General features: G+C 33.9%; 28 protein-coding genes and 1 pseudogene. 15 read left to right on the top strand and 14 right to left on the bottom strand.

What is annotated here, in order from left to right; translation table 11 throughout:
* The first annotated feature begins 72 nt into the window (after window positions 1–72).
* From KFZ70_RS15615 to KFZ70_RS15605, 3 genes are all read left to right on the top strand, one after another.
* Complete coding sequence (locus KFZ70_RS15615; RefSeq protein WP_139698510.1) at window positions 73–657, top strand: Crp/Fnr family transcriptional regulator; 585 nt, start codon at window positions 73–75, stop codon at window positions 655–657.
* 92 nt (window positions 658–749) lie between these two features.
* Window positions 750–1,103, top strand: coding sequence for a nuclear transport factor 2 family protein (locus KFZ70_RS15610; protein WP_139698511.1), 354 nt, complete (start codon window positions 750–752; stop codon window positions 1,101–1,103).
* Window positions 1,104–1,129: 26 nt separating this feature from the next.
* A complete protein-coding gene (locus KFZ70_RS15605; protein ID WP_139698512.1) occupies window positions 1,130–1,708 on the top strand; it encodes a YceI family protein in 579 nt (192 codons plus the stop codon).
* A gap of 58 nt (window positions 1,709–1,766) precedes the next feature.
* Here KFZ70_RS15605 and KFZ70_RS15600 read toward each other — a convergent pair.
* The 3 genes and pseudogenes from KFZ70_RS15600 to KFZ70_RS15590 form a co-directional block, all read right to left on the bottom strand.
* Window positions 1,767–3,309: pseudogene (locus KFZ70_RS15600) on the bottom strand (acyl-CoA carboxylase subunit beta).
* Between the two features lie 2 nt (window positions 3,310–3,311).
* Window positions 3,312–4,751, bottom strand: coding sequence for an acetyl-CoA carboxylase biotin carboxylase subunit (gene accC / locus KFZ70_RS15595; RefSeq protein ID WP_139698514.1), 1,440 nt, complete (start codon window positions 4,749–4,751; stop codon window positions 3,312–3,314).
* A gap of 3 nt (window positions 4,752–4,754) precedes the next feature.
* Window positions 4,755–5,240 (bottom strand): acetyl-CoA carboxylase biotin carboxyl carrier protein subunit, encoded by a 486-nt coding sequence (locus tag KFZ70_RS15590; protein WP_139698515.1) that lies wholly within the window; start codon window positions 5,238–5,240, stop codon window positions 4,755–4,757.
* A gap of 284 nt (window positions 5,241–5,524) precedes the next feature.
* On the opposite strand from KFZ70_RS15590, the gene KFZ70_RS15585 reads away from it, so the two are divergent.
* The 4 genes from KFZ70_RS15585 to KFZ70_RS15570 all read left to right on the top strand — a co-directional run bounded on the left by KFZ70_RS15585 (window position 5,525) and on the right by KFZ70_RS15570 (window position 9,152).
* Window positions 5,525–6,109, top strand: coding sequence for a YceI family protein (locus tag KFZ70_RS15585; protein ID WP_139698516.1), 585 nt, complete (start codon window positions 5,525–5,527; stop codon window positions 6,107–6,109).
* 47 nt (window positions 6,110–6,156) lie between these two features.
* Window positions 6,157–7,410, top strand: coding sequence for a hypothetical protein (locus tag KFZ70_RS15580; RefSeq protein WP_139698517.1), 1,254 nt, complete (start codon window positions 6,157–6,159; stop codon window positions 7,408–7,410).
* A gap of 100 nt (window positions 7,411–7,510) precedes the next feature.
* On the top strand, window positions 7,511–8,095 hold the full coding sequence (locus tag KFZ70_RS15575) for a YceI family protein (RefSeq protein ID WP_139698518.1): 585 nt from the start codon (window positions 7,511–7,513) through the stop codon (window positions 8,093–8,095).
* A 454-nt stretch (window positions 8,096–8,549) separates the two neighbouring features.
* The gene (locus tag KFZ70_RS15570) at window positions 8,550–9,152 is read left to right on the top strand and encodes a YceI family protein (protein ID WP_139698519.1); all 603 of its coding nucleotides are present in this window, start codon (window positions 8,550–8,552) and stop codon (window positions 9,150–9,152) included.
* A 72-nt stretch (window positions 9,153–9,224) separates the two neighbouring features.
* Here KFZ70_RS15570 and KFZ70_RS15565 read toward each other — a convergent pair whose 3' ends face one another.
* Together KFZ70_RS15565 and KFZ70_RS15560 are read right to left on the bottom strand one after the other, a co-directional pair.
* Window positions 9,225–9,785 (bottom strand): NUDIX domain-containing protein, encoded by a 561-nt coding sequence (locus KFZ70_RS15565; protein WP_139698520.1) that lies wholly within the window; start codon window positions 9,783–9,785, stop codon window positions 9,225–9,227.
* Between the two features lie 60 nt (window positions 9,786–9,845).
* The gene (locus tag KFZ70_RS15560; RefSeq protein ID WP_139698521.1) at window positions 9,846–10,934 is read right to left on the bottom strand and encodes a M42 family metallopeptidase; all 1,089 of its coding nucleotides are present in this window, start codon (window positions 10,932–10,934) and stop codon (window positions 9,846–9,848) included.
* A gap of 103 nt (window positions 10,935–11,037) precedes the next feature.
* Here KFZ70_RS15560 and KFZ70_RS15555 point away from each other — a divergent pair, with 103 nt between their 5' ends.
* From KFZ70_RS15555 to KFZ70_RS15540, 4 genes are all read left to right on the top strand, one after another.
* Window positions 11,038–11,712, top strand: coding sequence for a DUF4294 domain-containing protein (locus tag KFZ70_RS15555; RefSeq protein ID WP_139698522.1), 675 nt, complete (start codon window positions 11,038–11,040; stop codon window positions 11,710–11,712).
* A 2-nt stretch (window positions 11,713–11,714) separates the two neighbouring features.
* Window positions 11,715–12,344 carry a hemolysin III family protein gene (locus KFZ70_RS15550; RefSeq protein WP_139698523.1) on the top strand — a complete coding sequence of 210 codons (630 nt, stop codon included), beginning with the start codon at window positions 11,715–11,717 and terminating at the stop codon, window positions 12,342–12,344.
* The gene (locus KFZ70_RS15545) at window positions 12,331–12,834 is read left to right on the top strand and encodes a GNAT family N-acetyltransferase (protein ID WP_139698524.1); all 504 of its coding nucleotides are present in this window, start codon (window positions 12,331–12,333) and stop codon (window positions 12,832–12,834) included. Before KFZ70_RS15550 ends, KFZ70_RS15545 begins: the two co-directional genes overlap by 14 nt.
* Before the next feature lie 85 nt (window positions 12,835–12,919).
* Complete coding sequence (locus tag KFZ70_RS15540) at window positions 12,920–13,933, top strand: SMP-30/gluconolactonase/LRE family protein (protein ID WP_199240698.1); 1,014 nt, start codon at window positions 12,920–12,922, stop codon at window positions 13,931–13,933.
* Window positions 13,934–13,943: 10 nt separating this feature from the next.
* Here the strand turns inward: KFZ70_RS15540 and KFZ70_RS15535 are convergent, their stop codons facing one another.
* Genes KFZ70_RS15535 through KFZ70_RS15525 form a run of 3 tightly spaced genes read right to left on the bottom strand, consistent with a single transcriptional unit; the run spans window position 13,944 to window position 15,836 of the window.
* Window positions 13,944–14,372, bottom strand: a complete 429-nt coding sequence (locus KFZ70_RS15535) for a DUF4268 domain-containing protein (protein ID WP_139698525.1) — start codon at window positions 14,370–14,372, stop codon at window positions 13,944–13,946.
* Between the two features lie 4 nt (window positions 14,373–14,376).
* Window positions 14,377–15,051: a ZIP family metal transporter gene (locus KFZ70_RS15530; protein WP_139698526.1), complete on the bottom strand. Its 675-nt coding sequence runs from the start codon at window positions 15,049–15,051 to the stop codon at window positions 14,377–14,379.
* Window positions 15,052–15,104: 53 nt separating this feature from the next.
* Window positions 15,105–15,836, bottom strand: coding sequence for a bifunctional 2-polyprenyl-6-hydroxyphenol methylase/3-demethylubiquinol 3-O-methyltransferase UbiG (locus KFZ70_RS15525; protein ID WP_139698527.1), 732 nt, complete (start codon window positions 15,834–15,836; stop codon window positions 15,105–15,107).
* A 261-nt stretch (window positions 15,837–16,097) separates the two neighbouring features.
* Here KFZ70_RS15525 and KFZ70_RS15520 point away from each other — a divergent pair, with 261 nt between their 5' ends.
* Window positions 16,098–17,255: a class I SAM-dependent RNA methyltransferase gene (locus KFZ70_RS15520; RefSeq protein WP_139698528.1), complete on the top strand. Its 1,158-nt coding sequence runs from the start codon at window positions 16,098–16,100 to the stop codon at window positions 17,253–17,255.
* Window positions 17,256–17,493: 238 nt separating this feature from the next.
* Here the strand turns inward: KFZ70_RS15520 and KFZ70_RS15515 are convergent, their stop codons facing one another.
* Genes KFZ70_RS15515 through rlmD form a run of 3 tightly spaced genes read right to left on the bottom strand, consistent with a single transcriptional unit; the run spans window position 17,494 to window position 20,254 of the window.
* Window positions 17,494–18,258, bottom strand: a complete 765-nt coding sequence (locus KFZ70_RS15515) for a DUF6048 family protein (protein ID WP_139698529.1) — start codon at window positions 18,256–18,258, stop codon at window positions 17,494–17,496.
* On the bottom strand, window positions 18,224–18,802 hold the full coding sequence (locus tag KFZ70_RS15510; protein ID WP_139698530.1) for a DUF6452 family protein: 579 nt from the start codon (window positions 18,800–18,802) through the stop codon (window positions 18,224–18,226). Before KFZ70_RS15510 ends, KFZ70_RS15515 begins: the two co-directional genes overlap by 35 nt.
* A 39-nt stretch (window positions 18,803–18,841) precedes the next feature.
* Window positions 18,842–20,254 (bottom strand): 23S rRNA (uracil(1939)-C(5))-methyltransferase RlmD, encoded by a 1,413-nt coding sequence (gene rlmD / locus KFZ70_RS15505; protein WP_139698531.1) that lies wholly within the window; start codon window positions 20,252–20,254, stop codon window positions 18,842–18,844.
* A 133-nt stretch (window positions 20,255–20,387) separates the two neighbouring features.
* Between rlmD and KFZ70_RS15500 the strand changes: the two genes are divergently transcribed.
* The 3 genes from KFZ70_RS15500 (at window position 20,388) to rocD (ending at window position 22,730) form a co-directional block, all read left to right on the top strand.
* The gene (locus KFZ70_RS15500; protein ID WP_139698532.1) at window positions 20,388–20,948 is read left to right on the top strand and encodes an RNA polymerase sigma factor; all 561 of its coding nucleotides are present in this window, start codon (window positions 20,388–20,390) and stop codon (window positions 20,946–20,948) included.
* Window positions 20,938–21,324: a DUF6768 family protein gene (locus tag KFZ70_RS15495; RefSeq protein ID WP_139698533.1), complete on the top strand. Its 387-nt coding sequence runs from the start codon at window positions 20,938–20,940 to the stop codon at window positions 21,322–21,324. The genes KFZ70_RS15500 and KFZ70_RS15495 overlap by 11 nt, the downstream gene beginning before the upstream one ends.
* Before the next feature lie 161 nt (window positions 21,325–21,485).
* On the top strand, window positions 21,486–22,730 hold the full coding sequence (rocD, locus tag KFZ70_RS15490) for an ornithine--oxo-acid transaminase (protein WP_139698534.1): 1,245 nt from the start codon (window positions 21,486–21,488) through the stop codon (window positions 22,728–22,730).
* A gap of 93 nt (window positions 22,731–22,823) precedes the next feature.
* Here rocD and KFZ70_RS15485 read toward each other — a convergent pair whose 3' ends face one another.
* From KFZ70_RS15485 to KFZ70_RS15475, 3 genes are all read right to left on the bottom strand, one after another.
* Window positions 22,824–23,159 (bottom strand): CCC motif membrane protein, encoded by a 336-nt coding sequence (locus tag KFZ70_RS15485; protein WP_139698535.1) that lies wholly within the window; start codon window positions 23,157–23,159, stop codon window positions 22,824–22,826.
* Window positions 23,160–23,169: 10 nt separating this feature from the next.
* Window positions 23,170–23,451: a DUF2752 domain-containing protein gene (locus KFZ70_RS15480; RefSeq protein ID WP_139698536.1), complete on the bottom strand. Its 282-nt coding sequence runs from the start codon at window positions 23,449–23,451 to the stop codon at window positions 23,170–23,172.
* A 63-nt stretch (window positions 23,452–23,514) separates the two neighbouring features.
* Window positions 23,515–25,302 (bottom strand): T9SS type A sorting domain-containing protein, encoded by a 1,788-nt coding sequence (locus tag KFZ70_RS15475; protein ID WP_139698537.1) that lies wholly within the window; start codon window positions 25,300–25,302, stop codon window positions 23,515–23,517.
* Window positions 25,303–25,320 lie beyond the last annotated feature (18 nt).

The following is a 25,320-nucleotide window of genomic DNA, read 5'->3' as shown; positions in this document are numbered from 1 at the left end:
TATATAAACTATCTTTCTATTGATTAACAAAATTTTATTATCATTAAATTTGATACCTCTTAATACATATACATGAAAATACAACCGTTGTTAGACTATATGTCGAAATACATTTCATTAACTGACCATGAAGTGACCCTTTTAAAATCTAAGCTTGTTTACCGAAAATATTTGAAAGGTCAATTTATTTTACAACAAGGTGATGTATGTAAGTATGCTTGTTTTGTGGTTTCAGGGTGTACAAAAACGTTTCATGTAGACGAACAAGGGTTAGAGCACATTATTATGTTTTCTATTGAAGATTGGTGGACGTCAGATATGGGAAGTTTTATTACCCAAACACCAGCTGATTTTAATGTACAATGTTTAGAAAACACAGAACTTATTATGTTCTCTTACGATACGATAGAGGAATTATATCGTCAAATTCCAAAATTAGAACGGTTTTTCAGGCAAATTATAGAACGGGCTTTTGTGGCATCACAAAAAAGAATTATAAGAAGTTTTAGCCTGTCGGCAAAAGAACGCTTCTTGTATTTCAGGAATCAATACCCGAAAATAGAGCAGCGTATCCCACAGTATATGATTGCCTCATACCTTGGTATTACTAAAGAGTTTCTCAGTAAAATAAAAAGTCAGCTCATCATTGAACAGTAATGTTAAACTAGTTTAACATGATTTGATAAACTATATTATTTTATACTTTCCACTTCTTTCTGAACTTTGTATCATAGTTATAAGTTATAGTTATGAATACTTTAATAGAAAAAATTAGTGATATAAATGACTTAATTCTTCAAGGAAAAGCTCTTGAAGCTTTTGAAACTTATTATGATGAAGAGGTAGTCATGCAAGAAAATGATAATCCTGAGTTTGTAGGAAAAGCATTAAACAGAAAACGAGAAGAAGCATTTTTTGCAGCTATAACTGAATTTAGAGAAGCCAGACCACTCAAAGTAACTGTAGGAGAAAATATCACTATGGTAGAGTGGTATTATGATTATACCCACAAAGATTGGGGTGTAAAGAAATATAATCAAGTGGCTGTTCAAGAATGGAAGGATGGAAAAATAATCAAAGAAAAATTTTATTACGGATCATAAATTAAATATTTAAAACAAGAAACATTATGAAAAGAGGAATTAAAACAATTGCCATTTTAACATTAGTAACGGTGTTTGCTATGTCTTTTTCAGCTATAGAGCGTATTGAAAAGCCAGTAAAAGTTGATGAAAGTAAAGTGGTTTGGAAAGGATATAAAGTAACAGGATCTCATGAGGGAACCATTACTTTAAAAGACGCAAAACTTATATTGGATGATGATAAATTAACAGGCGGAGAGTTTGTTATTGATATGACATCTATCAGTGTAACCGATTTAGAAGGTGAATACCAAGGTAAATTAGAAGGGCATTTAAAGTCTGATGACTTTTTCGGTGTAGAGAAATTTCCAACAGCTAAATTAGTGTTTACCAACGTGAAACCTTCAGGAAAAAATGCTTATGCGGTTACAGGAGATTTAACAATTAAAGGAAAAACAAATCCTGTAGATTTTACAATTTCAATTTACGGAAGTAAAGCAACGGCAAACCTGAAAATTGATAGATCTAAATTTGATGTACGCTATGGTTCAACCAGCTTCTTTGATAATTTGAAAGACAAAGCAATTTACGATGAATTTGATATTATTGCAGATTTAGAGTTTTAATTAGAATTGTTTAATAGTTAAGAAAGGCGCTCAAAATGAGTGTCTTTTTTAGTTTACATCACAACGGAATATTACCATGTTTACGTTTTGGTCTATCTATTTTTTTGTGCTCTAACATGGCGAATGCCTTTAATAATTTACGCCGGGTGTTTTTGGGTAAAATAACTTCATCTATAAATCCGCGTTTGGCAGCGGCGTATGGGTTAGCAAATAAATTGGCATATTCCTGTTCTTTTTTTTCTAGTGTTTCGGCAGGATTATCCGCTTCAGCAATCTCGCGTTTAAAAATAATTTCACTAGCACCTTTAGCTCCCATAACCGCAATTTCGGCACCAGGCCAAGCAAAATTCATATCAGCACCAATATGTTTGGAATTCATAACATCAATAAGCCCCTCCATAAGCCTTTCTCGTAATAACCGTTACTCTTGGTACGGTAGCTTCACTGAGTGCATATAAAAGTTTGGCGCCATGCACAATAATGCCGTTCCATTCTTGATCTGTTCCAGGTAAAAAACCAGGTACATCAACTAAAACCAAAAGCGGAATATTAAAACAATCACAAAATCTAGTAAATCTTGCGGCCTTTCTGGAACTTTTAACGCCTAAAACCCCTGCAAAAGACATAGGCTGGTTGGCTACAATACCAATACTTCTTCCACCAAGACGCGCAAAGCCAACAATGATACTCTCTGCGTAATCTTTATGAATTTCATAAAACGAATCTTTGTCTATAATACCCGAAATCACCTCATGCATGTCATAAGGTTTGTTTGGATTATCTGGAACTATGGTTGATAACTCGTCTCTTATTTCATCTTGTAAATCATAATTAAGTGATTGTGGGGTTTGGGTGTTGTTTTGAGGCAGGTAACTTAATAAGGTTTTAATATCTTCTAAACAAGCTACATCATTTAAAGACGTTTTATGTGCTACCCCAGATTTTGAGGCATGTGTTTGAGCACCACCTAATTCTTCACTAGAAACTTCTTCATTGGTTACTGTTTTTACAACGTTAGGACCAGTTACAAACATATAACTAGTGTTTTCAACCATGATAGTAAAATCGGTCATTGCAGGTGAATAAACAGCGCCACCAGCACAAGGTCCCATGATGGCTGAAATTTGAGGAACAACCCCTGAAGCTTGAACGTTTCGGTAAAAAATATCGGCATACCCTCCAAGAGAACGCACGCCTTCTTGAATACGAGCACCACCGGAATCATTAAGTCCAATGATTGGCGCCCCCACTTTAACAGCCATATCCATTATTTTACAAATTTTTTCGGCATGCGTTTCAGATAAAGCGCCACCAAATACCGTGAAATCTTGCGCATAGATATAGACTAGTCTACCATCAATGGTACCATAGCCAGTAACGACACCATCTCCATAAATAATTTGGTCTTTCATGCCAAAATCTGTGGTTCTGTGGGTAACTAAGGCGCCAATTTCTTCAAAAGATCCTTCATCCAGCAAATAATCAACACGTTCTCTAGCGGTTAATTTTTTCTTTTCGTGTTGTTTATCAATACGTTTTTGGCCACCACCCAATTGCGCAAGGGCGAGCTTTTCATTTAGCTTTTCAATTTTTGAATCCATACTTAATGAGGTAGTCTTAATTGTTTTTGATCTGTTAAATACTGCTTCAAGGCTATCATTGCCGCAATTTTAGCTTCGTGTTCTGTATGCACTTTTAAGGCCTCAGGTGTGTAATACTGTTTTACAAAATGCGTGTCAAAATTACCAGAACGAAAAGCATCGTGCTCACATACAAATTTCCCAAATGGGAGTGTCGTTTCAACACCCTTTACATGATAATTATTAATGGCTTTTATCATCAGTTGAATGGCTTCTTCTCGCGAGGCTCCATAAGTTATCAGTTTAGATAACATCGGGTCATAATAGATGGGTACATCCATGCCTTCTTCAAAACCATCATCTACTCTTATACCACTACCAGTAGGAATTTTATAGGTTTCTAGATGGCCAACACTCGGTAAAAAATCATTCAAAGGATCTTCGGCATAAACGCGTAATTCTAAAGCGTGTCCCTTTATTTTTAAGTCGTCTTGTTTTATTTGCAAGGCTTCACCACGAGCAACTTTTATTTGTAATTCTACTAAGTCTAAACCGGTAATAAGTTCTGTTACCGGGTGTTCTACCTGTAAACGGGTGTTCATTTCTAGGAAGTAGAAATTATGGTCGGCATCCAATAAAAACTCTACCGTTCCTGCACCTATATAATGGCATGACTGCGCTACTTTTATGGCGGCATCTCCCATTTTTTGTCTTAATTCGGGACTCAACACTGATGAAGGAGCCTCTTCAATAACCTTTTGGTGTCTGCGTTGTATACTGCATTCGCGTTCAAAAAAATGCAACGTATTGCCATGACCATCAGCCATGATTTGAATTTCAATATGCCTTGGAGAACTCACGTATTTTTCAATAAACACAGAGCCGTCACCAAAAGCAGAAGTCGCTTCGCTAATAGCACGCTGCATTTGCGATTCTAAGTCTGCTTCTTTTTCAACAATGCGCATGCCTTTACCACCACCACCCGCTGAAGCTTTTATAAGAATAGGAAATCCAATATTTTGAGCTATGATTTTAGCTTTTTTTACATCGGAAATAGCTTCGTCTATTCCAGGAACCATAGGAATGTTATAGGTTTTTACAGCTTCTTTAGCAGCCAGTTTACTGCCCATAATTTTTATGGCTTCTGACTGCGGACCAATGAAAGTGATGTTATGCGCTTCACAAAGTTCTGCAAAAGCAGCATTCTCACTTAAAAATCCATAACCAGGATGAATGGCATCAACTTGTAATTTTTGAGCCACTTCAATAATTTTGTCGCTTTTCAAATAAGATTGACTAGAAGGTGGTTCACCAATGCAAATAGCTTCATCTGCAAATTTTACGTGAGGCGCATTTCTGTCTGCTTTTGAAAAGACGCCCACTGTTCTAATTCCCATTTTCTTTGCCGTTTTCATAATCCGTAAAGCTATTTCTCCTCGGTTGGCAACTAGAATTTTTTTCATAATTTATTCAAATTCAATCAACAATTGATTTTTTTCAACAGCATTTCCAATTTCAACAGTGACTGATTTAATCACACCACTTCTCGGGGAGGCAATTACATTCTCCATCTTCATGGCTTCCAGTATGAGAAGCGAATCATTTTCATTAACCACTTGACCTACCGAGACCTTAATATCAAGTATTAATCCTGGCATGGGCGCTTTTATAGTGTTAATTTGTTTATTATGACTAGACGAGAATCCCATATTATCAATCAACTCATCGAGTTTGTTTTTAATACGCACTTCATACACATTGTTATCAACTTTTACATGATAGCATTTCTTGTCGAAATCAGATTTTAAAATTTCAGTTTGAAAGGATTTGTACTCATGCAAAATGTGATATTGGTTTTTAGATACTTTAAGTGGGTCTAAAGTTTTTAAGTTATTTTTTGAGAGTTCATACTCAAAAACGTCATTAACTTTTACCTTAAATAGGTGATTCATAGCATGTGAAAATTGTTCATTAAATATACATATTTAATGAGGCAAATCAAAAATGTACAGGCATAATTTATAATCGTACTAATGCTCTATTGATGTTGTTTTATGATAGAATTTATAGGACAGTGGTAATCAATTTATATGTTGTAATTATTTTAGTGTTTTTGTGAAATTCGCATTATAAGTTGATTTAATTATGGTTTATGTAATATTTATATGATTTAAATCATAAAATGTTATTGTAAAACATTTGAAATTTGCATTATAAATTATTAAGAATAGTTATAATGGAATTACAAAGGAAATTAAGTAAATACGTTTTTGTTTATATTGTTACGGCTGTTTTATCAGTTAATTTAATTCAAGCACAAGCATTAAAATTAGTTGATGAAAGCTCTTCTTTAAAAGTTTTAGGTACCTCAAGTTTACATGATTGGGAAGTAGAGGCGGAAGAACAAAAAGGAACCATCACGTTAGCAAATGCTGAAGCAGGTGAAATAGGAAGCTTAGCTATTGAAGTGGTTGCAGAGAGTTTAAAAAGCGGAAAATCTTCAATGGACAAAAACACCTATAAGGCTTTAAAAACTAAAGAGTTTAAATCAATATATTTTAATTTGGTTGAGGTTAAGAATGTTGTTTCAAAGGGAAATGGTGTTTTTTCCGTTCAAACTGTAGGTGATTTAACCATTGCTGGAGCAAAAAAACAAATTCCTTTAAATTTTACAATGTCAGTTGTTGGTAATAAAGTGAAACTTGAAGGAGAAACGAAATTTAAAATGACAGAATTTAAAATAGACCCTCCAAAAGCCCTATTAGGAACAATAACAACGGGAGATGATGTAACTATTAAGTTTGTTACCAATTTTAATTAAAACATTAAAAATTAAATAAATAAAAACCACTTAAAACAATTAATATTATGAAAAACAAGTTAAAAATAGTAATGTTGCTAGTAGCTGTGCTAGTAGGATTCAATACTTTTGCACAGAATAGAAATTTAGATAATTACAGGCAGCCAGACAAAAATGGTGTAAATGTATTTGAAGCGCCAAAAGATTCTGTGTCTACATTCGAAAAAGTAAAAGTAAGAATTGGAGGTGCATCTACGTTACAATTTCAAGCATTAAGCCATAAAAACTCAGGAGCTGAACCTTTAATTGGGTTGGGATCTAACTTTAATTTGGCTACGGCTAATCTGGATCTTGATGTGGCACTTGCTGATGGTGTTAGAATGCATTTAAGAACTTATTTGTCATCTCGTCACCACCCAGAACCTTATGTAAAAGGTGGGTATTTTCAAATTGATAAATTAGATTTTATAAGTGAAGGACTTTTGTCAGATTTAATGAAATATACTACTATTAAAGTAGGGCATATGGAAAATAACTATGGAGATGCACACTTTAGACGTTCAGATAATGCGCAAACTATTTACAATCCGTTTGTTGGGAATTTAATTATGGATGCGTTTACCACAGAAGTTGGTGCTGAGGTATATTATCAAAGAAGTGGCTTTATAGGTATGGTTGGTTTTTCTAATGGTAAATTAAATCAATCTGTAGTAGAAGGTGCTAATGGCAAATCTGGAGGCGCATCATTCTTAGCAAAATTAGGATATGATAATCAATTAAATGATGATCTTAGATTAAGAATAACAGGTTCTATTTACAATACAGGGTATGTTCCAAGGTTGTATTTATACAGTGCTGATAGAACAGGTTCTAGATACTATCATGTGATGGAACCAGTAAGTGCCGATGGAAAAGATAATTTCAGGTCAGGACGTTTTGCTCCTAACTTAGGCAACAGTGTTACTGCAATCATGTTTAATCCGTTTGTGAAATTTAAAGGGTTAGAGTTTTTTGGAACATATGAAAATGCAAAAGGTTCAAGAGACGCGGTTACCACCCAATACGCAGGTGAATTGTTATACCGATTTGGAAGCAGTGAAAATTTTTATATCGGAGCGCGATATAACAAAGTAAATTCAGAAGAAACTTATGGTGATATTAGTATAGATAGAACACAGTTTGGTGCTGGTTGGTTTATGACTAAAAATATTTTGATGAAAGCAGAATATGTTATTCAAAACTATAATGATTTTCCAGTAGGGAATGCATTAGAAGAAGGTAAATTTGATGGATTAATGGTAGAGGCTGCCATTAGTTTCTAATAGCCTCAATACATATAAAAGGGCCTCTTTTATAAGGATAATAGTAGATTCTTATAACGGAGGCTTTTTTTAGTTTATAATTTAGTAAATTTTAAAAGGTATGAAACGGGTATTGGTTTTAGTTGTTTTATTAATCAGTTTTGGTTTTACTAAAAAGCCTGTTAATGTAAAGCGAATGACTGTTGAAATAGCCCCTGAAAGTGTTTTGTTTGTACACGGAATGACTAATGTTAAAGGTTTTAAATGTGAGTACAAAATAGATCAATTAAAAAGCCCAATAGACATTCAGTACTACCATAAAAATGGTAAAATTAAATTAAATAATACCTCTTTGGTATTAAATAATGTGAGTTTTGATTGTGGAGGCAAAGCAATAAATAAAGACTTTGTTCAATTACTCAAAACAGATGACTACCCACAAATTAAATTAACCCTTAAAGAAATTCATGAAATCCAAAATAAAAACGGAGTTAATGTTTTAGTAGATATTGAAATGGCAGGAAAAACAAATGCTTATGTAATACCTGTGTCTATAAAAAATGACGGTGAATTATTAATTAGTGGAGATTTAGATTTGGGACTTAATGATTTTGGTATTATTCCTCCAACAAAATTCTTAGGCCTTGTTCATGTTGATGACATTGTAGAAATTGGCTTTAAATTATACCTTAAAGAAGTCAGATAAGTTCATCGCTTCAAAACATTTAGTTTTTTATTACATTGTATTCTGGCAGCCAAAATGAATGCGGCTCTTAACTTGTGTTGCTTCAGTATCATGTTTGTTAGTTTGTTTTCATTTTAGAGTTTATCATTTTAATTTCCTCTATTTTATTTATGTAAAGACTGTTTATAAATGATTGCGTTAGCTTATAAAACGTATTCATCTGAAATAATGCTATTAATAAGGCGCATAATTTTAATTAAAATTATGCGCCTTATTGTATTTAAATAAACACGTATAAGATACCCGAAAATTTATGAAACTTATTTGTGAATATGAGTACGGTTTGATGATATGATAAAATACAGTAAAAAAAACGTCATAAATTATCATATTATTATAAAATACATGATTTTAATCATAAATCAATAATATTAATGTCTTTAAATTTGTGATATAAATTTAACCATATAACGTCATGAATACACAAAGAAATATTTTAAAAAGACTTATTGTTTGCTTCACTATTTTAGGTTTTACAAGTAATGTTTTGCAGGCTCAGATTCTGAAATTAGAAAATACAGAATCTTCATTAACTGTTTTCGGCTCGTCCAATGTGCATGGTTGGAAAGTTCAAGCAGAAACTAAAAACGGATCAATCAAGTTCAACGATATAGAAACCTGTCAAATTGAACATTTATCTTTTGCAGTGCTTACTAAAAGCTTAAAGGGGCCCAAAGCAGCTATGACCAAAACAGCTACGGAAACGCTAAAGGCAGACAAGCACAAAATTATTTTATTTACACTAGTTGAAGTTAAGAACATTACTAATAAAGGGAATGGTGTTTTTGAATTGCAGACGGTTGGTGATTTAATGATTGCTGGAACTAAAAAAACGGTGCCTTTAAATTTTGATGTCACAATTATTAATGATAAGGTAAAGCTAACAGGTAAAACACAACTAAAAATGACAGAATTTAACTTAACTCCTCCACAAGTTATGATGGGGGCTATTAAAGCTAAAGATGATATTGTGCTGAGGTTTGAAACAAGTTTTGTAACTGAGGCTAACTACATATAGCTAAAACGAATGAGTAACTAGAGAACCTTTTTGTATACAAATTACAGTTTGTTACAAAGAGGTTCTTTGTTATTATGTTGATTCTAATTGCTCTTTAATCTTATTTACAACGAGTTTATAGTACTCTTTATTAGATGGGACAAAATGATTCCCATTATTACCAATCGTTTCAATAAGGTGTTCAACCTCTGAAATAGATACTAACTTTAAAGCTTCCACTTCTGCTTCTTGAGGTGTTAGGTATGATAGCGGGAGGTTTAATTCAGCTATAAACGTATTATGAAACTCGTTGTCTACAATACCCGAATCATAAGACTGAAAACATTCAAAAACCCCTATCTTTTTTAGGTCAGATTCCGTGAGCGTCAAACCAATTTCTTCAGAAGTTTCTCTCAGGCCTGCCTGTTCGGCCGTTTCACCAGCGTCTATATGCCCAGCCACAGATACATCCCACATTAAAGGACAAATTGTCTTTTTTGCTGAACGTTGCGCCAACAAAATGTTACCTGCTTTGGTATATAACCAAATATGTGTGGTGTGATGATACAAACCTTTTTGATGGATAATAGACTTCAATTCAGACGCACCAATTAGTGTACCTTCTTTATTCGCTATGTCAATATATTCCTCCATAAAAACCATTGAAATAAAAAAGCCTCAGCAAAGAGGCTTTTTCTGTGTTAATCCTTGTATTTAATCAAAATAACTGAAGGTTTCACCATCCTTTATTTTAAGAATTGTTTCATATATTAATTTAATGACGTTTTCTACATCATCTCTATGTACCATTTCTACCGTTGTATGCATATAACGTAATGGTAGTGAAATAAGGGCAGAAGCTACACCGCCATTGCTGTATGCAAAGGCATCGGTATCTGTACCCGTTGCACGAGATAGGGCAGAGCGTTGAAAAGGAATATTTTTTTCTTCGGCTGTTTCTGTAATTAAGTCGCGCAACTTTTGTTGTACTGCTGGTGCATAAGCTACCACGGGGCCTTTACCTATTTCTAAATGCCCTTCTTTCTTTTGTTCAATCATCGGGGTGGTGGTATCATGCGTAACATCAGTAATAATGGCCGCATTTGGCTTAATGCGGTGCGCAATCATTTCGGCGCCTCGCAAACCTATTTCTTCTTGCACAGCATTGGTAATATATAAACCAAAAGGTAACGTTTTGTTATTTTCTTTTAATAATCTGGCTACTTCGGCTACCATAAATCCGCCCATTCTATTGTCTAAAGCTCTACAAACAAATTTATCTTTATTCAGAATGTGAAATTCATCAGGGTAGGTAATAACACAGCCAACATGAACCCCTAAAGCTTCTACTTCTTCCTTTGAAGTACATCCGCAGTCAATAAAAATATTGTCTGGTTTAGGCGCTTCTTCATTAGACTTATTTCTGGTATGAATGGCAGGCCAGCCAAACACCCCTTTTATAATACCATTTTTAGTATGAATATTTACAATTTTGCTTGGTGCTATTTGGTGATCACTACCGCCGTTTCTAATCACATAAATATGGCCGCTATCTGAAATGTAATTTACATACCAAGAAATTTCATCAGCATGTCCTTCAATAACTACTTTGTATTTAGCTTCAGGATTTATTACTCCTACAGCAGTCCCGTATGTGTCTGTAATAAACTCATCAACATAAGGTTTAAGGTAGTCCATCCATAGTTTTTGCCCTGTCCATTCATATCCTGTTGGAGCTGCATTATTTAAATATTTCTCTAAAAAGTTCAGCGACTTATCATTAAGAATGCTCTTGTTTGCCATGTATAAAAGTTTTGTACTAAAATAATAATATAAATAGAAAAAGAATGTTTTAAACTTTGTAAATTCTTAATTTTGGCATGTTTAATGTCCTATGGTTTTATAGATGAACTATTTACAATATATAGCACTTTTATTTCCTTGTTTTCTCCTCTCACAGGTTAAAGAAACGGTGCAAGATAGTACATCTATTGAATATTTGATTATTGAAGGTGATTCTATTCCAAGACGTGCTATTGATCTAGATGAGGTTATGTTATTGCACAAGTTAGAATTTGGAAATAGGGAAGAGCGTATACGATACTTAATTTTACGAAGAAAAACCCTAAAGGTGTATCCTTATGCTAAAATGGCTGCGGAACGGTTAGACTCTATGAACTCCCATTTAGCTACACTTAAAAAGAACCGACAAAAAAAACGGTATACTAGGAAAATTCAAAAGTATATAGAAGGAGAGTTTTCTGATGAACTGAAAAAACTAACACGCACAGAGGGGCAAATACTGGTGAAATTAATTCACAGACAAACAGGTACAACCGCTTTTGATTTGGTGAAAGAATTACGTAGCGGATGGCGCGCCTTTTGGTACAATACCACAGCAAATATGTTTAAAATTTCACTAAAGCGTGAATTTGACCCTGTTAATGTAAAAGAAGATTACCTCATTGAAGATATTTTGCAACGTAGTTTTCAAAGCGGATTGTTAGAGCGACAAAAACCAGCTATTGAGTTCGATTTTTACGATTTAACTGATAAGTGGATTTACAATAAAAAATCATAAACATGCGTGTGCAAACACCTTATGAGGAAAAGCTAAATACGTGGACTCATGTCTTTGGTGTTTTTTTCGGTATTATAGCCTTAATATTACTCATGCTTAAAGCTTCTCTTAAAACAGATTTAAGCCTGTTTAGTGTTGTTGTTTATGGTATTTCTATCGTGGTTTTATTTACGGCTTCAACCCTTTATCATGCGGTACATAATCTGCGACTCAAGCATTATTTTAGAATAGTCGATCATATAAGTATCTATTTTTTAATAGCTGGAACGTATACGCCCGTTTTACTTGTTAGTTTGATTGATTCAAAAGGCTGGTTATTATTTTGGGTAGTGTGGGGAATTGCCGCTTTTGGTGTGGTATTAAAATTGTTTTTTACTGGTAAGTTTGAGTTGTTTTCTACCCTGTTATATTTATTCATGGGATGGCTTATAGTTTTTGATTTTTCAAATTTATCGGGTGTTATAGGGAGTCAAGGGATTTTATTATTGTTCGCTGGAGGTTTGGCATATACAGTAGGTATTATTTTCTATGCCATTCAGCGCATACCATATAATCATGTGATTTGGCACGTTTTTGTACTTGCAGGAGCTGTATTTCATTTTTTTATGATTTATTGTTATGTGTTATCTTAAGGTTGCTATTGTTCAGGCAAAAACACAATCAGATTGCAATCAAATAGCGCAATTAGCCAGTACTATTTGGAAAGCGCATTACATTCCCATTATAGGAAAACTACAAGTAGAATATATGCTCCATAAGTTTCAGTCTTCTGAAGCTATTATGCATCAGATAGAAAACCAGATGGAATACTTCATGCTAAAGTATGAAAACAATCTTGTTGGTTATATGGCTATTAAACCAGAAAAGCACACCTTATTTTTAAGTAAAATCTATGTTTTAAAGGATTTTCAAGGAATGAATATAGGAAAAGCTGCCATACATTTCGTTGAAGTGAAAGCAAGGGCTTACAAGCTGAATAGTATCAGATTAACAGTAAATATACATAACAAAAATGCTATAGCGGCTTATGAGAAACTAGGATTTAAAAATACAGCATCCTGTGTTACCGATATTGGGAACGGATTTATTATGGACGATTATGAGATGAAGAAACGCTTATAAGGTAAAATTTTATTATTCAAAGATAACTTCTCATGTGTGTTAGCGATTGTATTCGTATACTTTTGAAACAGCAATACAAGTCACCATGAAATCAAAGTTTCTTTCCATTTTAGTTTGTTTCTTTACTTTATTTGTAAAAGCACAAGAGTTACCACACCCCGCTAAGTTATTTGCTAATTTACCCGATTTTTGTCCAACGCCCGATGCTTTTGATATAGCACCCGATGGTAGTTTGATAGTCTCCTGTCCTAATTTTTCAGATAAACATCAAAATGGTGTTTTAATTAAAATTACAAAGTCTGGTGTCATTTTAAAATTAGCAGATGTTCCCGTATTAAAGGAAAGCGGTAAGGCGCAACCTATGGGTATTGCGTTTGACGAAGAAGGTGTATTGTACGTATGTGATAACCAAAGTAAAGGGCGTTTGTTACGTATGGAATTTGATGGTGATACACTTCAAAAAACAGATGTTGTGGCTTATAATTTTACGTCTATAAACGGAATTAGATATTACAATGGAGCACTTTATGTTACCCAAACCAAATTGCCTAAGTTTAAAACAAAACATATGACTAGCGGTGTGTATCGTTTTAAAACCACAGATAGACATATTAAGATACATAATGATAGTACCGATGCTAACTTAATATATACCGAGCAAACAGAAAACCCCAATAGGCAAGCTGGTTTAGATGGTTTGGTGTTTGATGATGCGGGACATTTAATAGTTGGTAATCTGGGAGATGCTAGATTGACAAAATTGGTTTTAAATGCGCAAGGAACTGTTGTTGAAAAAAAATTATTTGCACAATTACCACTTAATACGGCACCCGATGGTATTAATAAAGATAAAAAAGGGAATGTGTATGTAGCAGGGTTTGCTCAGAATCAAATTTTTAAGATAGATGCTCAAAAGAACATTTCTTTGTTGGCGCAGTATCCAGATAATGATGGAGCAGATGGCGGTATTGATCAGCCAGCAGATTTAATTGTTTATGAAGATAAATTAGTGATTTCAAATTTTGATTTGATGGTTGCAAAAGGGATGGTGAATAAAAAGCACAGTAAACCTTATACCTTATCGTTTATACCTCTTTAAAAGACTAAACTCATCCTTCAATAATGTCTTTGTATTCTTCAAAAAAAGATTCAAACCGACTCATAGTGTGATTGAAGAATTCCATAACATCGCGCCAAGTGTTTTTATTATGAACAGATACTTTTTGTTCTAAAGGCACATAAATTCTTGAAATTTCTTTGTGATTTTCTAAAATATATGCCTCTTCATAATGCGCTTCGGGTAAATAGTGCTCTTGAAGAATAGATTGTAACGCTACTAATTTCTCCCAGTGTTTTATACGGTATTCTAAATCGTCTTCAAGGTCTAGCGCTACTAAAGCTTTTTTGGTATCAAAATGAAATTTAAAACTAAGTCCTTTTAGTTTGGTATCATATAAAATCCATTTTCTCGGAAAAGATTTGCCAAAGCTAGTCCAAAACTCTTGTCGTAATAATCGCGATTCTTCTTTGCTAAACATAAAATTAAATCAAATAGGCAATACCAACACCTAAAATAATGGCTATAAATTTTGAAAGGTTAAACTTGTGGCCTTCACCACTTTCAAATAAAATGGTTGTTGAAATATGCAGAAAAATACCAATAACTAAGGCATTAATGCTATGAGCAAAATGAATATCGAAATTAGCCGTATTTGATATGTACGTGCCTAACGGTGTCATACCTGCAAAGACAATTAAAAAGGCAGCGATTTGCGTTTTACTAAAATTTGACTGAAACAAAAACATAGTAATTAAAGTAGCAATAGGTACTTTATGCACTAAAACACCATATACCATGTCATTATGCTGATGAATGGGGAATCCTTCTAAAAAGCTATGAATACATAAACTAATAAATAATAACCAAGGGAAAGCGGTTTCATGCTTATGGATATGCACATGCCCGTGCTCGGCACCTTTTGAAAACAATTCAAGGACTATTTGCAGTAAAATGCCACTCATAATAAACAAGCCTGTAAGCTTCGTGTCTAAATGTTCATAGACTTCTGGCAGCAATTCAAAAAGGGTAAGTGCTAATAAAAAAGCACCGCTAAAAGAGAGGAGCAGTTTAGTATTCCAACTTTTTTTATTTTTGGATAATTTAGCAATAATAACGCCTATAATAACCGCGTAAATAGGAAACAAATATTTATTCATCAATACTAATCTATGCTCTAAATGTATAAAACAATATTCGGCTTTTTTTGGGGTTATTTAAAAATCATCACTAATCGTTCAGAGGTTTTCGGGCTATATTTTCGCAATTTATAATCTCCAAAAACATCCAATAAATACACACCAGCAGCCTCAAAAAGGGCTTCAAAATCTTGTAGAGAAAAGGCTCTTACACGTTCTTGAAAATGATATAGTTTTTCATTTGTTGTAAAGGTAATATCTTTTATAATATAGCCATCTTCAACATATCTCTTTAGATTAAACGTAATATCATTAACTGTTTTTGTTTCTTCAGGCACTAAATGATTAATTACAAACGGACTATTCATAAAATCAATTACACCAAATCCGTTGGCATTTAAATTAGCCTTTATGGCTTTTATGGTTTTCAAGTTATTGGCGTCATCTTCAAAATACCCAAAACTGGTAAACAAATTAAATACGGCATCAAAGGGTTTATGATAAGGTTTACACATATTATGCACATCAAAATGTAATCTGTGATTTTCAAACTGTTTGGCATAACGAATACTGTTTTCACTCAAATCAACGCCTGTTACATCATACCCTATTTTGTTTAAATAGCGGGCATGACGTCCTTTACCACAAGCCAAATCTAAAATGGTTCCATGTTCTGGAATATTCAAATAATCGGTAAGCGTATCCATAAACGCCCGGGCTTCGGTGTCATCTCTGTCTTTATATAAAATGTGATAAAATGGCGTGTCAAACCAAGAAGTAAACCAATTTGTTGTATTGTTTGTCATATGTTATTTATAGGGTTACCTAGTGTTTTTAAGTAACACTAGGTCTGGCTTTTCACTATATCTTTTTTGTGTACTAGCATAAGAATTCGTTTTACCTTAATAAAATAAGGAAAGTGTCTATTTTAATAAAAACACCTGAAATACACAAAAAAGGATGCCGTTTCAATCCTTAACCCGAATTATCAATAATCTTTACGTTTGCCGCAAAATTACATTATTTTTGCAACCTATCAGGATGTAAAAGTCTATCAGACGAAAAAAATGGCAGAAAATTTCAACATGGTAGCCAAAACCTTATTTGGCTTTGAAGATTTATTGGAAAAAGAATTGGTTCAATTAGGTGCTCAAAATGTACAGAAAGGCGTGCGTAATGTCTCTTTTGTGGGTGATAAGGGGTTTATGTATAAAGCCAATTTAGGGTTGCGCACAGCCATAAAAATCTTAAAACCTATTCGTAGTTTTAATGTAAGAAATGAAAAGGATTTGTATGATAAAATTTATGACATGAATTGGTCTGAGTATTTAAAGCCAACAGGGTCTTTAGCTATTGATGCTACTATACACTCTGATTTGTTTTCTCATTCCCTTTTTATCGCTCAAAAAACCAAGGATGCCATTGTAGATAAGTTTAGAGATACAGTTGGGCAGCGCCCAAATGTAGATTTAAAGTTTCCTGATTTGAAAATCAATGTACATGTTGATAGAAGAAAATGCACCATTTCCTTAGATTCATCAGGTGATTCCTTACACAAAAGGGGCTATAAAACGGCGACTAATATTGCTCCTATAAATGAAGTATTGGCAGCAGGCTTAATTATGCTTTCTGGGTGGGACGGGCAATGTGATTTTATGGATCCTATGTGTGGTTCTGGTACCATGCTTATTGAAGCCGCTATGATTGCTTGCAATATTCCTCCAAATCTAATGCGAAAAGAATTTGCCTTTGAGCGCTGGCAAGATTGGGATGTTGATTTATTTGAAAAAATAGAAGAAAGTTTATTAAAAAAGACGCGAGATTTTCATTATAAAATTGTGGGCTATGATAAAGCGCCTAGTGCGGTGTTTAAAGCTAAAGACAATGTAAAAAATGCTCAATTAGAAGATTTTGTTGAGGTAAAGCATGAAGATTTCTTTAAAACCCAAAAAGGTGGTGAAGGTAAATTGCATATGGTGTTTAATCCACCCTACGGAGAGCGCTTAAATATTGATATGCAGGCTTTTTATAAAAATATAGGTGATACATTAAAACAAAATTATCCAGGAACAGAAGCTTGGTTTATCACATCAAACCTTGATGCTTTAAAATATGTTGGTTTGCGTCCTTCTAGAAAAATTCAACTATACAATGCCAAGCTGGAATCACGTTTTGTAAAATACGTTATGTATGAAGGTAGTAAGAAAGGAAAGTATATGAAATAAAGAATGACCTATCATGTGCTTACTGTAAGATAGTCAATGCTTTATGAGAAGTCCTGACACCGCTCAAATGCACTAGCATCTGAATGGTTATTACGTCCAATTCACGTTTTTTTAGTTTTTTCACAACTACTCACACTTAATTTCTATGTTCTGAAGTTACTAAAATTGTGCTGTCTATCCATTTCGTTTATTGAAAAAGAAAAGCGAAATAAAAGATACGGTACGGTTATGAAGGGTATTATTGCTTTTTATCCGTTTTTTGATATAGTGGAATTCTGTATGATAAGGTATAGCTATATCCAACCCCAATAGAACTGCCATCATAATTTTTATTGAAACCAGGAATATATAAATTAGCAAAATTACCCGGGTCTTTTTCGTTAACCAAAAACTTAAGTTGCACATTTAAGCCCATAAAGAAATTGGTAAATAACTCGGCCTTTATACCTAACATTAATTCTGCCCAGAACGCTGTTAAGTCTTTAAACTCTATTTTTTCGGTTAGGGTAAGCTGCGGTGACCAATATTGATTGGTTGTATAAATAGAGGCACTATTTAAATCATGACTAAAGGTGCTGGCGCCAACTCTAAATCCCGCAAAAATCATATTATCCATGTCGAGCCAGTTTTCATACATATTGTAGTCGATTCCCGCTTTTAAGTAGCTTCCAGACGTTGTAATATCAAGATAATCTGTGATGGTATTGCGTTCTTCAGTACCTAATTCAGCAGCTATATACAAGTCTTTTTTTAACCTAAAATCACCAAGAATTTCAAAACCTGTATAATCATCATCAATTGATGATCTTATAATTTTACCGATATCAACCCCTAACCGAAGTCCGTATTTTAGCTTAACTTCTGAAGCGTCATTGCTTTTAGAAGGGATCGCTTCATCATTTACAGTTGGTATACTATCGTTTTGAGCTAGGGAGTTAAAGCTCAAAACAAGTGTGATTACCAGTATACTAATGCGTAATATTGAAGTGTGTTTGAAAATCATCTTCTACAGATTGGTTGTCTGATAAAGGAATACTAGACAACATCCAGTTATCTTCATCAGGTTCAATAGTTAGGGTTACGTTTTTATATATAGTTTTATAGCCACAAGCTCTTGATACGTAAACTTCTTCACGGCTAAATCCCATTGATATTGTATCGGCATTGCCATCAATAAAATCATCAGAAGGATCATTAGGTGTGCCGTTGTCATTTATAAAAGCATCTTTAATAAGAACGAACTTTGTAGCATTCTCGGTTGTTTTAAGCGGTAAGCGTATCTCATCGGTCTGACTTAAAAAATTGTAGTCCTCGAGTATCTTATCGGTATCTGCTGGCATCGGATTCGTGTAAAAATCGGAGCCAATAGCCACCAACTTAAACACATTTTTTTTATTGTCACCGTTTTGTGCATCATATAAGTCTATAACCAGCCTTGGTGTTGTGGGGGTGCCTGCAGGGCAGATGTCATCAGGTTCACAAGCTAATGAGATAGCCACGGCGGCCAGAAGCAATAAAGGAATAAATACTAATTTATAATACTTCATACGTTGTTTGCAATAATACGTTATCCAGACTAAATTTATTTATCGACGCTCTAAAAGTACAACATTTTCTACATGAAATGTTTGTGGAAACATATCAACAGCCTGTGTTTTTGTAACTTTATAATGGCTGTCCATCAAAGCTAAATCTCTAGCTTGTGTAGCACTGTTGCAGCTTACATAAACTACTTTTTTAGGCGCAATGTTTAGAATTTGTTGTACCACATCTTTATGCATTCCATCTCTTGGCGGATCTGTGATAATGACATCAGGAACACCATGGGTTTTTATAAAAGCATCATTGAATACATTTTTCATGTCACCAACAAAAAATTCAACGTTATGAATCGCATTTAATTGTGCATTTTCTTTAGCTGCAGTAATAGCATCAGGCACAGATTCCACTCCTATCACTTTACTGGCTTGTTTTGCTACAAACTGTGCAATAGTTCCTGTTCCTGTGTATAAATCGTAAACCAATTCTTTACCTGTTAAATTAGCAAAATTTCGGGTTATTTTATAAAGCTCATAGGCCTGTTCTGAATTAGTTTGATAGAAAGATTTGGCATTTATCTTAAACTTTAAACCTTCCATTTCTTCAAAAATATGGTCATTGCCTTTGTAGCAAATAACGTCTTGATCATAAATGGTATCATTTGCTTTTCCATTAATAACGTATTGTAAAGAGGTTACTTCAGGGAAGGTATCATCAATATAATTCAATAAAAGTTCACGCTTTTCTTTATTGTCCTTAAAAAACTGGATCATAACCATAACATCACCCGTAGTTGATGTTCTAATCATCATGGTACGCAATAAACCAGTTTGGTTTCTGGTATTGAAAAAATCTAAACCGTGATCAATAGCAAAGGCTTTAACACCGTTTCTTATGGTGTTAGATGGGTCTGCCTGCAGATAACATGTTTTTACATCTAGTATCTTGTCCCACATTCCCGGAATATGAAACCCTAAAGCATTTTTATCACTCAAATCTTGGTCTGATTGAATTTCATCAAGCGTTAACCAACGGCTATCACTAAATGAAAATTCCATTTTGTTTCTATAAAAGTACTGATTTTTAGAACCAAGAATAGGGGTTACTTCAGGCAGTTCAATATGGCCAATACGAGTTAAGTTATTGGTAACTTCTTTTTGTTTATAGAAAAGTTGATGCTCATAGGCCATATTTTGCCATTTACATCCGCCACAAGTTCCGAAATGCGAACAAACAGGTTCCGTGCGTTTTTCAGAACGTTTGTGAAATAGGGTGGCTTTACCTTCATAATACGCTTTACGCTTTTTAAACGTTTGTACATCAACAATATCGCCGGGAACAGCATTTGGTAAAAAGATCACTTTTCCGTCAGGAGCCTTAGCCACAGTTTTGCCCTTGGCACCTGCATCAATGACTTCTATATGCTCAAAAATTTGCTTTCTTGATTTTTTTCTAGACATGCTGCAAAAATAATAATAGCCACTAATAAAAGTACTTTTATTTCTGTTAACTTTAATAGATTTTAATTTTAATCAAAATATAATGAACCTTTTTAAAGACTTAGCGTCTATAGTATAAAGAGTGGTAACATCAATGCGGAAAAAACAGCAGTTAGTTGATAAACAATTAATTATAGAGTATCAGTCGGGACATGTAAAAGCATTACCTGTTTTGGTAAAGCGCTGGCATAAAACATTCTGCGAAAAAGCGTATTGGATTACAAAAGATGCTGATGTAGCAAAAGATATTGCTCAAGAAAGTTGGACCACTATTATTACAAAATTGCCCCATTTAAAAAAGGCAGAAAGTTTTGGTAGCTGGGCCTTGCGAATCGTTTACACAAAGTCGTTAGATTTTATAAATGAAACGCAAAGAATTAATAAGAATAAGGAAGTTTTTAAGGTTTCAGAAAAAACAAAATTATTAGAAGATCAAGAAGTTGATTTAATACTAAAACAAAGGCTTATACATGTAATAAATGAGTTACCAGAAACACAGCAAGCTGTTATAAAATTGTTTTACGTTCAAGAGTATTCAATTAAAGAGATAGGTGATATTTTAAATGTATCTGTAGGAACCGTAAAATCTAGGTTGTTTACCGCAAGAGAAAAATTAAAGGAGGTATTAATAAAAAACAAGAATTATGAAAACTAAAATGGAAGATATTGACAAACTTATTAAAGAGACGCTAACCAAGGAGGAAGCTAAATTTTATGATGAATTAGATGAACAAACCTTTTTTCAGATGATTTTGGGGGTATTTAAAGGGAAAAATTCTTGGATAGTATTTCTCATGAATATTGTGAATATAATCATCTTTGGGTTGCTTATATACTGTGTTATTCAAACCATGGATGTTGAAAACACTAATGATTTAATTCTATGGGTTGGTGCTGTAATCATCTGTTTTTTAACCATGAGTATGATTAAATTATACATTTGGATGCAAATTCATAAAAATGCGGTTATTAGAGAAATTAAGCGTTTAGAGCTACAGGTATCTTCATTATCAAGCAAGATCAACTCATAAAGATTTTTTGAAGCAAATTTTAATTAGTAATTTGCACGCTCTAAGGATGATTTCTCTCCTACGCTGAATTTTCGAGTTCTTCGAAAGGATAAAGGTACAGAAGGAATGGTTATTTTAAGTATCTGATTGATTCAGATACAAATATTTAAATTTTTTTTAAAATGGCTGTTTTAGACCAATTGACTTCGCAACAAGCGATAGATTTAGAAAACAAGTATGGTGCACACAATTACCACCCGCTACCTGTAGTGCTTAACAGGGGAGAAGGTGTGTATGTTTGGGATGTTGAAGGCAAAAAATATTATGATTTTTTATCGGCATACTCAGCGGTGAATCAGGGACACTGTCACCCTAAAATTGTTAATGCTATGGTGCAGCAAGCGCAAAGCTTAACATTGACCTCTAGAGCATTTTATAATGATATGCTAGGAAAGTTTGAAAAATTTGCCTGCGACTATTTTAATTTTGACAAACTGTTGCCTATGAATACAGGAGCTGAAGCCGTTGAAACGGCCTTAAAGTTATGTAGAAAATGGGCCTATGAAGTTAAAGGTATTGATGAAAATGAAGCTGAAATAATTGTATGTGAAAATAATTTTCATGGCAGAACCACTACCATAATTTCATTTTCTAATGATCCCGTAGCGCGTAAAAACTTTGGGCCGTATACAAAGGGGTTTATTAAAATTGCATATAATAACTTAGAAGCTCTTGAAGAAGTTTTAAAGCAAAATAAAAATGTGGCTGGGTTTTTAGTGGAACCTATTCAAGGGGAAGCTGGGGTTTATGTGCCAGATGAAGGATATTTAGCTAAGGCTAAGGCGCTATGCGAAGCTTATAATGTACTTTTTATAGCCGATGAAGTGCAAACAGGCATTGCTCGAACAGGGAAGCTTTTAGCCGTAAATCACGAAGATGTAAAACCAGATATTCTTATTTTAGGAAAAGCTATAAGTGGTGGTGTTTATCCAGTTTCAGCGGTATTGGCTAATAATGAAATTATGCAGGTTATAAAGCCTGGTAATCACGGAAGTACTTTTGGAGGGAATCCAATTGCTGCCGCTGTGGCTACAGCCGCCTTAGAAGTTATACGAGATGAAAATTTGGCTGAAAATGCCGAGCGCCTAGGTGTCTTGTTTCGAAAAGAAATGCAAACGTATATTGCTTCGAGTCAAATTGTAACATTGATTCGTGGTAAGGGGCTTCTTAACGCTATTGTTATTGATGACGATGAAGATAGTGATACAGCTTGGAACATTTGTTTAGCGTTAAGAGATAATGGCTTACTGGCCAAACCTACACATGGTAATATTATTAGGTTTGCACCGCCTTTAGTTATGACGGAGGAGCAACTTTTAGATTGTGTATCTATTATAACAAAAACGTTAAAGCAATTTGAGCCATAAAAAAAGCGACTTTTAAGTCGCTTTTTTTATGCTATCTAGTTAACGAACTAGTTAAAAACTGTAACGGTTATTTAGGACTTGTCAGACACTGTTCTATTGCCCCAACATGTCTTGAATACGTTCTTGCATAAGCTCTTGGTCCTGTAATGCCTCCCAGCCAAACATAGCAATCATGGCAATAGTTAAAACAAAATAAAGGATAGAAAGTACAATACCTATTATGGCTAATATTTTTCCTGTTTTTACATTTTGAAGTCCCGTAGTATAAATTTCTGGATTTTCCGCATATAATTTAAGAGCCTTATTAGCCATAACAATGGTTATAATACCTAGAATTAAACCTACAATACCATAACAGCAGCAGGTTGGTATTGATAGTATTCCGAAAACAAGAATTAAAGTGGCGTTTGGTAGTTTTTGTTGTTCCATATTTGGTTTTTTAATGAATAATAAACGTTTTATAAATAAAATTTGTTACAATGATTATGGCATTTAGAATGGCTAAAATACTAATGAGTTTATGACCAAATTTTAGGTTCATAAAAGCATTGAATACAATAAGGCCCAATAAAAGTATTAAGGTGTAAATGGCGGGGTACATCACAAAGGCTTCAGCGAATTCTCCTTTTATAATAAGTGCTAAAGAACGCTGAATGCCACAACCAAAGCAGTCCCAACCAAATAATTTTTTGTTTAAACAGGGAAGCATATATTCTTCCATAAATAACATTAGGTGTTAATGAATACTTACTAGTAGTAGCAACTAAAGTAACACTTTTTAGATTTATTTTGAGTTTGAAATGAGTACTTTTTTAGTGAAGTTTTTTTGTGATTCACTTTGAATGGTAACAACATAAACACCATCACTTAAAGATTTAGTAGTGTATGTGTAATCCGTTTCTGCTGAATTTAATACTAAGTAAAGAACTTCTTTTCCTGTAATATCATATAAACTAATGGATTTTATAGGTAATCTTTTTGTGTTAATAATTTTTAGTTCAGATAAGTTGTTGTCTTGAAAGACGTTAAAACTATTAGCAATAAAGTTATCCTTACTTAGAGTATTTTGTGTAAATGTAATGGCAAATCGGTCATTGTAGTGTCCAGCTTCTAAAATAGTACTGTAGTCTTGTGTGGTTAAATCAAAATACTTGTTTAATTCGGCATCATATAAAAATATGGGTTGATTAGTGTTAAAATGCTGAATGTCAGCTACTCTAATTTTAATAGGTTGTTTTTTGTCTAAATTGATTCTTAAAGGTATTGTTAAATCTTTCGTAAAAGCATGAGCTTGGGTTATGTAGTTTTCCTCATTTAATACCCAACTGGCATCAGAATTTAAAACATCAGAAAACTTACTTTCTAAACCATAATCAAAACCTGGAGTTGCAGAATGATGAAAATTATGTAAGAGTTGTCTGGTGTAGGTATTGTTAAAATCAACATTTAATCGAAACCGCTTATAGTCTGTTGGAATTAAAGGGAATCCTTCTTCTGTTAACTTTGTTTTTTGTGATGTTTTCGCTTTTGAATTGTTGACTTTGAAAAACTCGCTATTTCCATCCGATTCTTTTTCGTAAACACGTTGTGAATTTCTAAAATACACTTGCTGTGTTCCAGAAATTCCTATATGCCCTTCAATCATAAAACCTTGCCCCACGGGAATATATCGCTTAACTGTTTTTCCTGCAGAACTTGGTGATCCTATGGTGTTAATTGTGCCATCTCCATTGTAAGAGTTAAAGGTGGCAGGAACATAAGATTCTAAACTCCCATCAGCACTAATAGTGTATGAGGCATAACCACCCCGATACGCTGATAGGTAATGCGAATTTACGGTAGCATCCTGCTCCCAAAAGTATAGGGTACCAGTCATATTTCCAGTGTTTATTGGGGCATGAATAAAACCTAAAGCGTCTAAGGCTGAAGGGTAAGGGTTGCCAACTAGGGTTGATTTTCCCGCTTCAACATCAACAGAAATATCCCCGTTATTGGGCTTTCCTCTAAAATCATAGAGTTGACTGCTCCTCGAACCATTAGTGCCTTTCATGGTAAAACCATAACCTGACGGCAAATCGTAATTTGACCCTATGTAATTCCAGTCCGCATACGAAGAGCCTGTTTTATAACTGTACAGCCACCTTGTTGATATAACCAGTGGGGCTGAGCTGCCGTTAAAGCCACCAGTATACCCAGCCAAATTGGCACCAATGGGAGCACTTGTTTCATCATACATATTAGTATTGAACCTGTAAGGTCTGTTTGCATTAGATGAAGCATCTGTGTTACCTACAGGAGAACACCAATAGTTATAAGCATACGCATTGGTAGTTCCATTTTGTTGAATACTTAATTTTCCAACACCTGAGTTTCCAGTGGTTCCTGTGCCTTGAATCACTTGGGCCTCATTTCTTAAATATATAGAACTAGTAGCCTCATTTAAATTGATATCATCTTCAACAAAAACAATTTCATCATTAACAAAAACAAAGGCGTCATTTCTAATGGCTAGTTGTGCCTGACCTATCAAACTGGAGGTCAAAATCATGAATAAAATAATTCTATTAATCATGGCTCTAGAGAGATTTAT

Origin of the sequence: Allotamlana fucoidanivorans, assembly GCF_045788535.1 — a bacterium.
Classification (GTDB): Bacteria; Bacteroidota; Bacteroidia; order Flavobacteriales; family Flavobacteriaceae; genus Allotamlana; species Allotamlana fucoidanivorans.
This window is presented reverse-complemented; position numbering and strand designations above follow the sequence as displayed.